We start from the raw sequence: 13898 nt of genomic DNA on the forward strand, positions 1-13898 counted from the left end.
CGTCAGTTTCCGGCAGAGGGCTTCTGCCAAATGCCTTCGCGTTCCAGCATTCGTGTGGCTGCGACCTGCTCTGCAGCCCGCTTTGAGCGTTCGATGCCCGTCTCGGGCTGAACACCTGTGACCTCCACCGTCACCGTGAAGCGCGGATCATGATCCGGTCCGGTGCGTTCCTCAACCCGATAGATCGGCGTGATGCCGAATTTGGCGTGCGACCATTCCTGCAACTCGGTCTTTGCGTCGCGCCGAGCGCCGTCGGCGCGTGCTGCCCGCTTTTCCCAGAACTTCAAAATGAAACGTCGGGCGACCTCCAGGCCGCCGTCGAGGTAGATCGCCGCGATGAGGCTTTCGACCACGTCGGCGCGCACGTTCATCATGCGCTTGCCGGTCAGCTTCTTCACGTCGGCGCCAGTGCGAATGAACAGGTGCAGGCCGAGCTCGTCGGCAACCTCCGCGCAGGTATCGGCACTGACGAGCTGATTGAGGCGTACCGAAAGTTCGCCCTCAGTCGCCGCGCCAAACGTGCGGAAGAGCAGTTCGGCGACGCAGAGGCCAAGCACACGGTCGCCAAGAAACTCCAGACGCTCGTAGTTCCCGCCCTTCTGCGTGCGGGCGCTCGCATGAGTCAAAGCCCGATCGAGCCGCTCTTTCTCGGCGAACTGGTGACCGATCAGGGCCTCAAGCCTTGTTCGATCCGCCGCCGAGAGCGTCTGCGCCTTACTCATTCAACGCCCTTGAAGAGACGATCCCAACGCATGTTCGTTGGCCACTTCCAGATCTCGCGGAATGAAGTGTCGTTGCCGAGCGAGAAGAAGATGACGCTGGCGCGACCGACCAGGTTCTCCGCCGGCACGAAGCCAACATCGAAGCGGCTGTCGAGCGAATTGTCGCGATTATCGCCCATCATGAAGTAGTGACCTTCAGGAACGATGAACTCGCGCGTGTTGTCGCCGCGCGAAACCGGGGACTGATCCAGCGTATCGTAGCTAACACCATTATCCAGCGTCTCGCGGAACACGGGCACGTCCTGGCCCGGATCCTGGGCGTAGTCGGAATTGAACGTGCCATCCGGTACCTTCGGAACCGGCTTGCCGTTCACGTAGAGCACACCTTCCGTGACCTGAATGTGATCGCCGGGAAGACCGACCAGACGCTTGATGTAATCGACGTCCGGGTTCGGCGGGAAACGGAAGACAACGATGTCGCCGCGCTTCGGCTCGCTCGCGAAGATGCGGCCGCTGAAGAGGTTCGGCGAGAAGGGCAGCGAGTACTTCGAATAGCCGTAGGCGAACTTGTTGACGAAGATGTAGTCGCCGACAAGCAGAGTCGGCATCATGGAGCCGGACGGAATCGTGAACGGCTGAAAAAATACCGTTCGGATAACCATTGCCAAAATCAGCGCCTGGGCGATGACCTTGATGTTTTCCCACAGGGCGTTCGGCTTGGTTTCGACTTTTTCGGACACGCAGTCTTATTCCTTCAATGCACCCCAAGGGCACAACTCTTGTTTGCTTCTCTCTAGCGGCTTCGGCCGATTGCGGCAATGGCGCCAACATTAAAAGCGACTCTACGTCGCTGATCAGGCATTTTCGGGCAAGGCTTCAATGATGACGAAAGCCTGCGCCAAGGGATAATCATCCGTTATCGTCAAATGAATGGCAGCCTTGTGGCCCGCCGGCAGCAGCGATTGCAACATCTCGGCTGCCCCGCCCGTCAGCTTCATCGTCGGCTTGCCACTTGGCAGGTTCACGACGCCGAGATCCTTCCAGAACACCCCTTGCGCCATGCCCGTTCCAAGAGCCTTGGAGCAAGCTTCCTTGGCGGCAAAGCGCTTGGCATAGGAGGCCGCGCGATTGGCACGCCGATCGGACTTTGCCCGCTCGATCTCGGTGAAGCAGCGACTGGTAAAACGCTCGCCGAAGCGTTCGAGGGATTTCTCGACGCGCCTGATGTCGATGAGATCGCTGCCGATACCGATAATCATACGGTTTCCTGCGCTGGATGTGACAGCCGTACACGGGCACGCATCATCAGGCGTTCGCGGCGGCGCGCCTGGAAGCCCCTCACGGTGTAGAAGGTCGCGAAGTAGACAATAGCGGAAGTCAAAAGTGCCGGTGGGATGGAGCCAACCAGCATCGGCTCGAGAACGGGTCGCCAGAGCTCGCTGAAATGCAGCTCATGGAACAGGGCGCCGAGATCGATCGAGTGCCCCTGCATCGTATCCTGACGAGCAAGCAGCAGGTGACCGATCTCCCAGGTCGCCCCCCAGATGAACGGATAGGTCAGCGGATTGCCGAAAGCCGCGCAGCCAAGCGCAGCGGCGACCATGTTGCCGGAGAAGAGATAACTGAGCACGAAGGCCATGACGAAATGAACGCCAATAAAGGGCGTCCAGGACACAAAGATCCCTGCGGCGACACCCATGGCAACGGCGTGCGGCGACGCCGTCAAGCGCAGAACACGCATCGTGAGATAGCGGAGCGGCCGCAAGAATCCCTTGCGAGGCCATAACAACTCACGCAGCTTTTCACGGAATCCAGCAGGTTTTCGACGTCGGAACAACATGGCGCGTATGTAGTGCAACCCGCACCAGGCTGACAAGAGCGTCAAACCATCTCAGTCATTATTTGATCATTGCAGACTGAGCACTCACCAGGGGCGCGATATGCAATACGCCCCTTCCATTCTTCAAGTATAGACCCGATATTAACGGGCGCGGAAAAGACCGCGGTCAACCTGACGCTGACGATATTCAAGATCGATACGGTCAAACGAACCGTTCAGGTAAGCCATTTCGCGCTCTTCAGCAGTCGGTGCGCGCAGTGCGCGGGCGATCTTCTTGATCGGTGTAAACATTTCTTTGCCTCATCTTCTGTTCATTTCCTGATGACTGGAAGATAGGCGCTCGCAGCAGCAATTACCAACGCTCTAAGGTCGGCGCAGCCATGCGCCATGCGCATAACTCGCCTTATATCAGCGCGACTTTGGTCACGAAACGATCATAAAATGTGCAGACAGCCCACCAACCGGCTTCGCCGGCCTATTCGTAAAGTCGGCGAACCGTCGCGACGCACTCCAGATCCTTCAGCTGGGCAAGCAGCTGATTCAGTTGCCGAAGGTCCCAAACCTCAACATCGAGCGTCATCTCGGTGAAGTCGGTTGCGACGCGCACTGTGTTGAACACCCGAATATTGACGTCGACGCCAGCAACGGTCTGGGCGAGCTTAGCCAAGGTGCCGGGTTCGTTCAACGCGTTGACCATGATCCGCGCCACGAAGCGCGACTTGTTAGCCTCATCAAGATCCCAGCGAACATCGATCCAACGGTCCGGCTGATCATCGAAACGCTGCAGCGTCGGCGACTGGATCGGATAGATCGTGATACCGTTGCCCTTCTCCGTCGTATTCATGATCCCAACGATGCGGTCACCGGGTACGGCGCCCGTCGGCGCAAACTGCACATCGACATTGCTCGAAATGCCACGGATCGGCATGGTATCCATATCGATATCGGCTTTGAGGTCCGCGACCGCGCGATCGACACCCGACTTCGCCTTGCCCGGTATCTTGAAGATCATGCCCGAGGCACTGCGAACATTGAACCAACCGTCGTCACCGCTCGGCTTGGGCGTCACGCGTTCTTCCAGATGGTCCGGATAAACGGCGCGCAACACGTCGAGCGACGACATCTCGCCACGACCGACAGCGGCGATGGCGTCTTCGACATCCTTCTGCCCAAGCCGATGGAGCGCGGGCTTCATCGCTTCGCGCGAGAAGATCTTGCCGGCCCGCTCGAAGGTGCGCTCCAGAATGCGATGGCCGAGGCCGGCATACTGCTTGCGGATGGCCAATCGGGTGGCGCGGCGGATCGCGGCCCTCGCCTTGCCCGTTACCACAATCTCTTCCCAGGCTGCAGGTGGCACCTGCACGCCGGAGCGAATGATCTCGACCTCATCGCCATTTGCCAGCCGGGTCACGAGCGGCATGATACGACCGTTGATCTTGGCGCCGACCGTCGTGTCGCCGATATTGGTGTGAACCGCATAGGCAAAGTCAATCGGGGTCGCGCCTCGCGGAAGCGCGATCAGCTTGCCCTTGGGCGTGAAGCAGAAGACCTGATCTTGGAACAACTCGAGCTTTGTATGCTCCAGGAACTCCTCCGGGCTGTCTCCTTCGGCAAGCGCCTCGATCGTGTGTCGCAGCCATGAATAGGCGTTGGACTCACGCGACAGGATATCGTTGTCAGAGGTCGAAGCGGCATCCTTGTAGAGCGTGTGGGCGGCGATACCGAACTCCGCGATCTCGTGCATGCGCCGGGTACGGATCTGCAGCTCGATGCGCTGGCTGGACGGGCCGACGATCGTCGTGTGCAGCGAACGGTAGTCATTCTGCTTCGGCGTCGAGATATAGTCCTTGAAGCGCCCAGGAACCACGCGCCAGCGGGTGTGAACGATACCGAGAGCCCGGTAGCAAGCCGGAATATCATCGACGATGATGCGGAAACCGTAGACGTCCGAAAGCTGTTCGAAGGACAGCGACTTCGACTGCATCTTGCGGAACACGGAGTAAGGCTTCTTTTGACGCCCCTTGACGATGGCGCCGGTCAGTCCGTTTGCTTCGAGCAGATCGCCCAGTTCGGTCTCGATCTTCTTGACCAGACCTTCGTTGCGCTTGGAGAGTTCCTCAAGCCGCCCAGTGACCGTCTCGTAGGCTTCCGGGTTGATGTGGCGGAACGAGAGGTCTTCCAGTTCCTCGCGCATATCCTGCATACCCATGCGCCCGGCGAGCGGTGCGTAGATATCCATTGTCTCCTCGGAAATGCGCGCACGCTTTTCCGGTGACATGTGATCCAGCGTGCGCATGTTGTGCAGTCGGTCTGCAAGCTTTACGAGTAGCACGCGCACGTCGTCGGAGATGGCGAGGAGCAGCTTGCGCAGGTTTTCGGCCTGCTTGGCCTTCTTGGTGACGAGATCGAGCTTCTTGATCTTCGTCAGACCTTCGACCAACCGACCGATGTCTTCTCCGAACAGCTCGTCGATCTCGGCGCGCGTCGCCGTCGTATCCTCAATGGTGTCGTGCAGCAGGGCGACGGCGATCGTCGACTCGTCGAGATGCATGTCGGTAAGAATGGCGGCGACTTCCAGCGGATGCGAGATGTAGGGATCGCCGCTGGCACGTTTCTGTTGTCCATGCTTTTGCATTGCATAGACATAGGCTTTATTCAGCAGGGCTTCGTTGGCATCGGGCTTATATTTCTGAACCCGCTCCACGAGCTCGTACTGCCGCATCATCCCGAAACCACTCCATTAAAAAAGAAAAGCGCGCCAATCACGGATTGGCGCACATAATATGCAATAATATGCCGAAGCAATAACGGCGCAAGCTTGACGATTAGTAATCGTCGCTCTTTTCCGGCGGCACAAGGCCTTCGATGCCAGCCAGAAGCTCTTCTTCCGACATCTGGTCGAAGGTGATCGTTTCGGGAAGATCCTCCTGCTCTTCGCTATCGGCGGCAGCGACGCCGCCGGCTGCGATGAGGCTCGCCGCATCGGGCTCGGGCTCGTCGACTTCGACATGCTTCTGCAGCGAGTGGATCAGATCTTCCTTGAGGTCGTCCGGAGACAGCGTCTCATCGGCAATCTCGCGAAGCGCCACAACCGGGTTCTTATCGTTGTCACGATCGATGGTGATCGAGGCGCCCTGGGAAATCAGCCGGGCACGGTGGCTGGCAAGCAGAACCAACTCGAAGCGGTTCTCAACTTTATCAATGCAGTCTTCTACGGTGACACGGGCCATTGCCTGTCCTTTGCGGTCGTGATCTCGGGATTAACACGCCCGATACAATTAAAACCGGACAAATTCAAGTTTTCATTGTGCGAAGCCCCAACGGGCGACGGCGGCGAATTTTGAAACCGAAAGCGGGTTTCCACCAAAAGTTGCTTGGAATATCGCGAATCGTGCCCTAAATCTCTCTTATATGAATAGTTCATAAAGTAAGAATTGTTCCAAGCGGCCGCATAACCCATTGTTTCTTTGGATTTTGACGGAAGCACCACGATTGCTCACATTGGATTGGTACGCGATGTTTGATCCACGCGAAAAAATTGCTCTTTTTATCGATGGCGCCAATCTCTACGCTGCGTCCAAAAGCCTTGGTTTCGATATCGACTACCGCAAGCTGTTGAAGGCATTTCAGAAACGCGGCTATCTCTTGCGCGCCTACTACTATACAGCGCTAATCGAAGATCAGGAGTATTCCTCCATTCGTCCGCTGATCGATTGGCTGGACTACAACGGCTATAAGGTCGTCACCAAGCCGGCGAAGGAATTCACGGATTCGATGGGCCGCCGAAAGATCAAGGGCAACATGGACATCGAGCTTGCGATCGACGCGATGGAGCAATCGGAGACCGTCGACCATCTCGTCATCTTCTCCGGCGATGGAGACTTCACGACACTCGTCGAGGCGCTGCAGCGCAAGGGCCGAAAGGTCTCCGTCATATCGACGATGGCAACACAACCGCCGATGATTGCCGACGACCTGCGCCGACAGGCCGATCACTTCATCGATCTCCTGTCCCTGAAGAGCGAAATCGGGCGCGATCCCTCGGAGCGGCCGCCGCGGCCCACCGAAACCGCCGCGCCAACCGATCTGGAAGCTTAGACCGATCAATGGAGTGCCATTATGTCCGGGCAGAAATGCCGCCGGGATGTTGGCTAGCCGTTATCCTTCAGAAGACGGCTCTTCTGTCGGTTCCAATCGCGCTCCTTCTCCGACTCGCGCTTGTCGTGGAGCTTCTTGCCCTTGGCAAGCGCCAGTTCCATCTTTGCGCGGCCGCGATCGTTGAAATAGATCTTCAACGGGACCAAGGTCATGCCTTCACGGTTGATCCCTGCCCGTAGGCGATTGATCTCGCGGCTGGAAAGGAGGAGTTTGCGGCGCCGACGCGGCTCGTGATTGAAGCGGTTTGCCTGCAGATACTCCGGCAAGTAGGAGTTGATCAGCCAGATCTCGCCGTCCTCGTCCGAGGCATAGGATTCCGCGATATTGGCCTTACCCTCGCGCAGCGACTTGACCTCGGTGCCCTTGAGCACGAGGCCGGCTTCGTAGGTATCGATGATCTCATAGTTGAAGCGCGCCTTGCGGTTCTCCGCAACGATCTTCTTGACCACGCGTTCGCTGCCTTTGGGAGCCATGACACATTCCAAATGCTTGAGGGCGCGATTGTCGCGCCCTTATCTCGTACCTTGTATGTAAGGGAACATCGCCCGGCTGTGAAGGCAGTTCGAGCGGCTGCCTTAGTTCAGCAAGCCGGCATGGCGCATGGCGGCATCGATCGCCGCTTCCGTGGCAGGCTCTAGCGTCGATACCAGCGGCGAACGCACGTTGCGGCTCATCCGCCCCAGCTTTGCCAAGCCATACTTTGCTCCGCAGAGGCCGGGCTCCAGAAAGATTGCTTTGTGCAGCGGCATCAGGCGATCCTGATATTCCAACGCCTTCGCGTAGTCACCGGCAAGCGTCGCTGCCTGGAACTCCGCGCAAAGGCGCGGCGCCACGTTGGCCGTCACCGAGATGCAGCCGACACCGCCATGGGCGTTGAACCCGAGTGCCGTCGCATCTTCGCCCGACAGCTGCCTGAATTCCTTGCCACAGGTGAGACGCTGTTCAGACACGCGCTCAATCTTTCCGGTCGCATCCTTGACGCCAGCGATATTGGAGTGTGCCTTGGCAAGCGCCCCCATGGTCTCCGGTGTCATGTCGATCACCGAACGGCCCGGGATATTGTAGATATAGATTGGCAGCTTTACAGCATCGGCGATCGCCGAAAAATGCGCGATCAACCCCTTCTGTGTCGGCTTGTTGTAGTAGGGTGTGACGACAAGGATGGCATCCGCGCCTGCCTTCTCTGCATGCTGAGCAAGTTCGATCGCTTCACGCGTGTTGTTCGAACCAGCGCCGGCCATCACGGGCACGCGCTTGGCTGCGGCTTCGATACAGAGTTCCACCACCCGTTTGTGCTCGGCATGCGACAGCGTGGGAGATTCGCCGGTCGTGCCGACCGGAACGAGACCACTGCTGCCTTCCTTGATCTGCCAGTCGACGTGGCTCGCGAACGAGGCCTCATCCACCTGGCCAGCATCAGTGAAGGGAGTGACGAGAGCGGGAATGGATCCCTGGAACATGCAGAACTCCTCATGGCCGAATTCACGCTTCGGCCGCATTCCTTGAATATTGGTGGGGCACCATAGTGCGGTGAAATCGCCGCGACAAGCGCGCATGGATTGGTTTAGGGCAAAATTCCGATAGCAAATGTGAACGAAGTTTACTGACTTCAGTAAGCTTTCGTTAAGATGGCTCCCGTCAAATGGTTGGGCGTGTTTTCGTTGTGAGTGTCCCATGAAGAAAGCAGTCCTGATCCTGTCCGCCCTCGGCTTTGCCGCCGCCGCGTGGAGCAGCGTCGCGTCTTCGCTTCCGAACGAGGACGCCCCCGTTCCCGACGTAAAGCCGATCGGTTTTGTCCCGCAAACATCGGTGCCGGAATCGATCGTCACCGGTTCGATTCCGCGCAGCCAGGCAATCACACCCGTCAACAGCGATTTGAAGTCAGGGTTGGATGCGCTTTCGGACAATGATCCACTGCAGGCCCTTTCCATTCGCGACCGCATGGGACGTGGGACGCTTGACCGCCATATTCTGACCTGGGCGATAGCGGTCTCCGGACAAAAAGGCATTCCCTCTACAGAGATTGCTGCCGCCGCACAGGAATTACAGGGGTGGCCGGGGCTTGCGAAATTGCGCGCTTATTCCGAACGCGCCCTCTACGACGAAAACCCTGGCCCCAGCTCTATTCTGGCCGCCTTTGGGCAGACAGCACCGGAGACGACTTCGGGTGCGATGATCCTTTCACGTGCACTCGTTGCAACAGGCAAGCAGAGCCAGGCGGCTAGGTATATTCGCAAGGTCTGGCGCGGTGAAACGCTAGACAAGCCGACCGAAGATAAGATTCTGGCGGAGTTTTCCGGCTTGCTGACGCCCGCCGATCATAAGGCGCGAATGGACTACCTGATGTATCGCAACCGTGCGGCGCAGGCCAAGCGTTTTGGCGACATGGGTCAGGCTCAATCGCTCTACAAGGCCTGGGCGGCCGTCATGAACAAGGCGCCCAACGCCGGCGCGCTTCTTGCCGCTGTCGACGGCCAGTGGAAAGGCGATGCCGGTTATCTCTTCGCACGTATCGAATACCTGCGAAAACAGGACAAGTATGCGGAGGCCGCCAAGCTGCTGCAGAAGGCGCCTCGCAATCGCGATGAACTGGTCAATGCAGGCGAGTGGTGGAACGAGCAACGAATCGTCAGCCGCGGCCTCGTCGACCAGGGGGAATTCAAGGCCGCCTATGGGATCGTTGCCAACTATGCAGCAACGACACCGACCGACATCGTCGAGGCGGAGTTCCATGCGGGTTGGTACGCGCTGCGCGGCCTGCAGGACCCCGCGGCCGCACAGGTGCATTTTCGCAAGATCCTCAACTTTTCCAATGGACCGATTTCCGTATCGCGCGCCTGGTACTGGATAGGACGGTCCGCCGAGGCCGGCGGACCTGGCAAGGCTTCCGAGTTCTACGCCAAGGCCGCTAGCTATCCGACGACCTTTTATGGGCAACTCGCCAGCGACAAGCTCGGCCGCAAGACACTGAATGTGACCTACCCATCGCCCAGCCAGGCCGACCGGCAACACTATCTCGCACGCGAAGCGGTACAGGCCATCGCCCGCCTTGATGCGGCCGGCCACGGCTGGCGGGCGCAGAGCCTGTATCTGGCGCTCGCAGAGCAACTGCAGAGCCCCGGCGAACTTGCGGTTTTGAGCGCGCAGGCGGAGCGCTCCGGCGACCACCATCTGTCGCTGCAGGTCGGCAAGATTGCCTATTCGCGCGGCGTCGATGTCGCAGCACTGGCCTTCCCTCTCGGCGTCATTCCGACCAATGCCAACATTTCCGGTTCCGGCAAGGCGCTCGCTTACGCGATCGCCCGTCAGGAGAGCGCTTTCAATCCGGCCGCTGTTTCGGCCGCGGATGCGCGCGGACTGCTGCAAATATTGCCGGGAACGGCCAAGGCCGTCGCCAAGCGCCACAACATCGCGTATTCCAAGGATCGGCTGACGGCCGACGCCGGCTACAATGCGACACTCGGGGCACATTATCTCGGCGAGCAGATCGATGCCTTTGGCGGATCCTATATTATGACCTTCATCGCCTACAATGCCGGTCCCAAGCGGGTACCCGAATGGATCGGCCGCTACGGCGACCCACGCGGCCAATCGATCGACACCATCGTCGACTGGATCGAGCGGATACCCTTCCCCGAGACGCGCAACTATGTGCAGCGGGTGATGGAGAACTACGAAGTCTACAAGGCGCGGCTCGGCCAGCCGAGCGACATCGTCCGCGACCTGATCGGCGGTCGCTCCTCCTAGTCGCGATTTGCGAATATTGCCGGCCTCGCTAAGCTGTACCCGCTACAGGCTGGAGGACGATGAGCGTGGATACGGCAAGAGACGATGGCTTCCGGGCAATAACCTACCGGAGCGATGATGGACTGACGCTCCATGCGCGAGACTATGGCGGCCCCGAGATCGCGGACCGCCTGCCGATTATCTGTTTGCCCGGATTGACGCGAAACTCGCGCGATTTTCACCAACTGGCGCTGTTACTGTCGACTGATCCAGCAACACCGAGACGCGTCATCACGCTCGACTATCGCGGACGGGGCCGCTCCGACCGGGATGTCGACAAGGCGAACTACAATCTCCGCGTCGAGAGCCAGGATGTCGTATCGGCCTGCCAGCATTTCGGCATCGATCGCGCCATCTTCATCGGCACCTCGCGGGGCGGACTGATTCTTCATCTTCTGGCTGAGATGAGGCCGGATCTGATTGCCGCGGTCATTCTCAACGACATCGGGCCGAAGATCGAGCCAAGCGGCCTCAAGCGCATTCGTGACTATCTCAATTCCGCCGCGCCGCCGCGCGACTGGCCGGAAGCCGTCGCGTTCCTCAAGGCCTGCCATAGGCGGTATTTCCCCGCCCTCCAAGAGCATGACTGGCAGGAGATGGCCGCGGCGATCTATCGCGACGCCGATGGCATGCCCGTCGCCGATTTCGATCCCGCCATTGCCGCTCAGTTGCAGATGATTGATTTCGACCAGCCGCTATCGGATCTCTGGCTGTACTACGATCAATTGGCTGCAAAGCCACTAATGGTCATCAAGGGGGAATATTCGGATCTTCTCTCGGACGACACGCTCGCCGAGATGAACGCTCGACATCCATCACTTGCGATCCTGGAGGCGCCTGGCCAGGGGCACGCGCCGCTGCTTCATCTGGAGCCAATCTTCAGGCATATCCGGCGCTTCGTTGCAGAAGCATAGAGGCGACGCAACCAAGGAGTTCGCTCCTGCAACGTCCCACAGACAGAAAAAGCCCGGCTCGAAAGCCGGGCTCTCCTGATTGACCGAAGTCAAACCAGATTAGAATGCACGCTGCAGGCGGAAGTAGCCAGTCGTGACGTCGTCGATGTTGTCGCCGTCGAGATAGTTGACAGTGGCCTTGGCGTAGAAGTTGTCGGTGATCTGGTAATCAACCGTCAGACCGACCTTCCAAGCGTCGTCGTTGCCGAAGTCGGCGTCGGTAGCGCCGTTAACTACGCCGTAGTTACCGTACCACTGAGCACCGGGGGTGATCTTCAGCTTGTCGGTTGCCTGGATCGCGTATTCAGCAGCGATTGCCCATTCAGCAGCGTTGTAGTACGCGCCCGGATCGCTTGCCCAGACAGCTGCGAGGCCGAACGTGCCCGGACCAACAGCAACCGTACCCATGGCGCGGACGGCACCAGCTTCGTTGTCAGTGTCGTAGCCGGCCGTGACCTGATACGAGAAGGCACCAGCCTTGCCACCGAGACCGACAGCAACGCCGACGTTGTTCGGGGTCTCGCCATTGTAGAACGGGCTATCTTCCAGCTCGTCAACCGAGATACCAGCATAAAAGTCGCCGCTCTCGTACTGATAACGGATCGAGTTATGCAGGGTGACCGGGCTGCCGATGTCATCGGTTTCGCCAGACAGGCCATCATCCCACCAGCTGTAGAACAGACCAGCGCGGAAGCCGGCGATGTCAAGGTAGGCCGAGTCAAGGATCGTGCTCTGGAAAGCAGAGCTGGCAGCATCGGCATTCGACTGCAGAACGATCACGCCGGTGAGCGGGCCGTACTCGGTGTCGCTCTTGGCCGTGAACTGAACCTGACCACGGGTAAACGCATCCCAGCTGGACGGACCAGATTCATCCGGACCAACATCAACCTGGAAACGGATGTAACCTTCAATCTTCAGGCAGGTTTCTGTGCCCGGGATGTAGAAGTAGCCGGTGCCGTAAGCGTCGCAGACGCGGACGTATTCAACCGGTTCCGGCTCAGCAGCAACGATAGCGTCAGCAGCCTGAGCACCGGAAACTACTGCGAGAGCAGCAGCGGAGCCGAGAAGAAGGCTCTTGATGTTCATATTGACCTCCAATTCAAAGTTTCGATCGGGTCTGGGTTTTTCGCCGTTAGAGCAGCGTTCCCTGCCCCATCCCCATGTTTCAAGAAGTCGGACGATCAACCGCCCTCGCTTCCGAAGTTGAAAATACAAGACGGGGACTGTCACGCAATCACCAACTTGCCCGTTTGGGGTATTTGCGACACCCTTCCGCATGCGCTGTTGCTGAAAGGTCACAAATGCGGCATGCGCCCCTCTCGTTTCTTTATACTTTATTAAGAAACCCCTGATTCTTCGGGAGTTTACCGGCGTTGAGCGGCGGCACGCGGCTGTGGATTGTGCCACATTGGAACCAGTTTCTCGCCAGATTCGCGTCTTTTATGGAAGATGCGGATGATAAGGACTTGGCGCCCGCCGCGGGCTGCACCTTCAATCGGGGCAGAATCAGTTTTGCTGACTAAAGATGATTCTCAGTTCGATTCTGCTGACGCGAGATTCGGCGCGCCGAGCGCGAAGGTGGTAGCCTTCGGGCATTAAGGATAGCGCCCCATGAGGACGATCATGTCAAAACTGATTGTGCGATGTGCCCGACCTGAGAGAGATAGGTGACGTTTTGTACCGGAGACATGGTTAACAGTTTTCGCTTTTTCGCGGGAGGTGTTGATGCCGTGGGAAATGAGACTTCGGTGATGGAGGAAGGTCTACGTTTCGTCGCCCGGCTGCTTGAGGGCGAAGGCATGAGCGATGTGTGCCGGGAGTTCGGCATCTCGCGCAAGACCGGCTACAAAATCTTCAATCGCTACAAGGATGACGGCCTGGAGGCGCTGACGGATCGGTCTCGAAGGCCGGTGCGTTATGCCAACCAGTTGCAGCTCGGCGATGGCCGATACTGTTATCCGCTGACGGTCACCGACCAGGCGTCACATTATCTTCTCGCCTGCGAAGCCTTTGAGTCGACGCGAGAGCGGGCTGTCTTCGACGCATTCGGGCGGCTGTTTGCAGAGCGTGGCCTGCCGCTCGCGATTCGTAGCGACAACGGCTTGCCGTTCGCCAGCCCCAACGGGGCTCTGCAATCTATCGAAGCTGTCGGCCTGGTGGCTGCGGCTCGGCATCGCGCTGGAGCGCATCAGGCCGGGCCGTCCGCAAGAAAACGGCCGGGGCGCTGGTGACCCATTGCGGCCGCATCTGCCTCTACCGCAAGAAGGTCAACATATCGACCGTGATGCCAGAAACTCGGTATCATGGAAGTCGACGACGGTATTTGGCTCGTCAGCTTCATGCACTATGATCTGGGATATATCGACCTGGAGCAAAGAACCTTGCAACCATCGACAACCCGTTCGGCACGAGGTTGTCATCCATGTCTTAGGTACGCTC

General features: G+C 58.7%; 13 protein-coding genes and 1 pseudogene. 4 read left to right on the forward strand and 10 right to left on the reverse strand.

All coding sequences use genetic code 11. The features are described 5' to 3' along the window. Positions 1 to 2: 2 nt before the first annotated feature. From rnc to rpoZ, 7 genes are all read right to left on the reverse strand, one after another. The gene (gene rnc / locus FHX09_RS11670) at positions 3 to 722 is read right to left on the reverse strand and encodes a ribonuclease III (protein ID WP_007790504.1); all 720 of its coding nucleotides are present in this window, start codon (positions 720 to 722) and stop codon (positions 3 to 5) included. Further along, positions 719 to 1462 (reverse strand): signal peptidase I, encoded by a 744-nt coding sequence (lepB, locus tag FHX09_RS11675; RefSeq protein ID WP_007790507.1) that lies wholly within the window; start codon positions 1460 to 1462, stop codon positions 719 to 721. Before lepB ends, rnc begins: the two co-directional genes overlap by 4 nt. A gap of 114 nt (positions 1463 to 1576) precedes the next feature. Continuing rightward, the gene (acpS, locus tag FHX09_RS11680; RefSeq protein WP_132591721.1) at positions 1577 to 1981 is read right to left on the reverse strand and encodes a holo-ACP synthase; all 405 of its coding nucleotides are present in this window, start codon (positions 1979 to 1981) and stop codon (positions 1577 to 1579) included. Next, complete coding sequence (locus FHX09_RS11685) at positions 1978 to 2562, reverse strand: DUF2062 domain-containing protein (protein ID WP_132591839.1); 585 nt, start codon at positions 2560 to 2562, stop codon at positions 1978 to 1980. The genes acpS and FHX09_RS11685 overlap by 4 nt, the downstream gene beginning before the upstream one ends. 141 nt (positions 2563 to 2703) lie before the next feature. Beyond that, complete coding sequence (locus FHX09_RS11690; protein ID WP_007790517.1) at positions 2704 to 2853, reverse strand: DUF3563 family protein; 150 nt, start codon at positions 2851 to 2853, stop codon at positions 2704 to 2706. Between the two features lie 184 nt (positions 2854 to 3037). Then, entirely contained in the window at positions 3038 to 5287 is a 2250-nt protein-coding gene (locus FHX09_RS11695) for a bifunctional (p)ppGpp synthetase/guanosine-3',5'-bis(diphosphate) 3'-pyrophosphohydrolase (protein WP_184450004.1), read from the reverse strand. A gap of 100 nt (positions 5288 to 5387) precedes the next feature. Continuing rightward, entirely contained in the window at positions 5388 to 5792 is a 405-nt protein-coding gene (gene rpoZ / locus FHX09_RS11700; protein ID WP_007790522.1) for a DNA-directed RNA polymerase subunit omega, read from the reverse strand. Between the two features lie 286 nt (positions 5793 to 6078). Between rpoZ and FHX09_RS11705 the strand changes: the two genes are divergently transcribed. Continuing rightward, positions 6079 to 6660: an NYN domain-containing protein gene (locus FHX09_RS11705; RefSeq protein WP_007790525.1), complete on the forward strand. Its 582-nt coding sequence runs from the start codon at positions 6079 to 6081 to the stop codon at positions 6658 to 6660. Positions 6661 to 6713: 53 nt separating this feature from the next. Here the strand turns inward: FHX09_RS11705 and smpB are convergent, their stop codons facing one another. Both smpB and dapA read right to left on the reverse strand, forming a co-directional pair. Continuing rightward, entirely contained in the window at positions 6714 to 7193 is a 480-nt protein-coding gene (gene smpB, locus FHX09_RS11710) for an SsrA-binding protein SmpB (protein WP_007790527.1), read from the reverse strand. 102 nt (positions 7194 to 7295) lie between these two features. After that, a complete protein-coding gene (dapA, locus tag FHX09_RS11715) occupies positions 7296 to 8180 on the reverse strand; it encodes a 4-hydroxy-tetrahydrodipicolinate synthase (RefSeq protein WP_007790531.1) in 885 nt (294 codons plus the stop codon). A 214-nt stretch (positions 8181 to 8394) separates the two neighbouring features. Here dapA and FHX09_RS11720 point away from each other — a divergent pair, with 214 nt between their 5' ends. Next, positions 8395 to 10467: a transglycosylase SLT domain-containing protein gene (locus FHX09_RS11720; protein ID WP_132591717.1), complete on the forward strand. Its 2073-nt coding sequence runs from the start codon at positions 8395 to 8397 to the stop codon at positions 10465 to 10467. A 65-nt stretch (positions 10468 to 10532) separates the two neighbouring features. Next, positions 10533 to 11420: an alpha/beta hydrolase gene (locus FHX09_RS11725; protein WP_184450006.1), complete on the forward strand. Its 888-nt coding sequence runs from the start codon at positions 10533 to 10535 to the stop codon at positions 11418 to 11420. 99 nt (positions 11421 to 11519) lie between these two features. Here FHX09_RS11725 and FHX09_RS11730 read toward each other — a convergent pair whose 3' ends face one another. After that, the gene (locus FHX09_RS11730; RefSeq protein WP_132591713.1) at positions 11520 to 12545 is read right to left on the reverse strand and encodes a porin; all 1026 of its coding nucleotides are present in this window, start codon (positions 12543 to 12545) and stop codon (positions 11520 to 11522) included. A 665-nt stretch (positions 12546 to 13210) separates the two neighbouring features. Between FHX09_RS11730 and FHX09_RS11735 the strand changes: the two are divergent. Beyond that, positions 13211 to 13890: pseudogene (locus tag FHX09_RS11735) on the forward strand (helix-turn-helix domain-containing protein). Positions 13891 to 13898: the final 8 nt, after the last annotated feature.

This window comes from Rhizobium sp. BK538 (assembly GCF_014197575.1).
Lineage (GTDB): Bacteria > Pseudomonadota > Alphaproteobacteria > Rhizobiales > Rhizobiaceae > Rhizobium.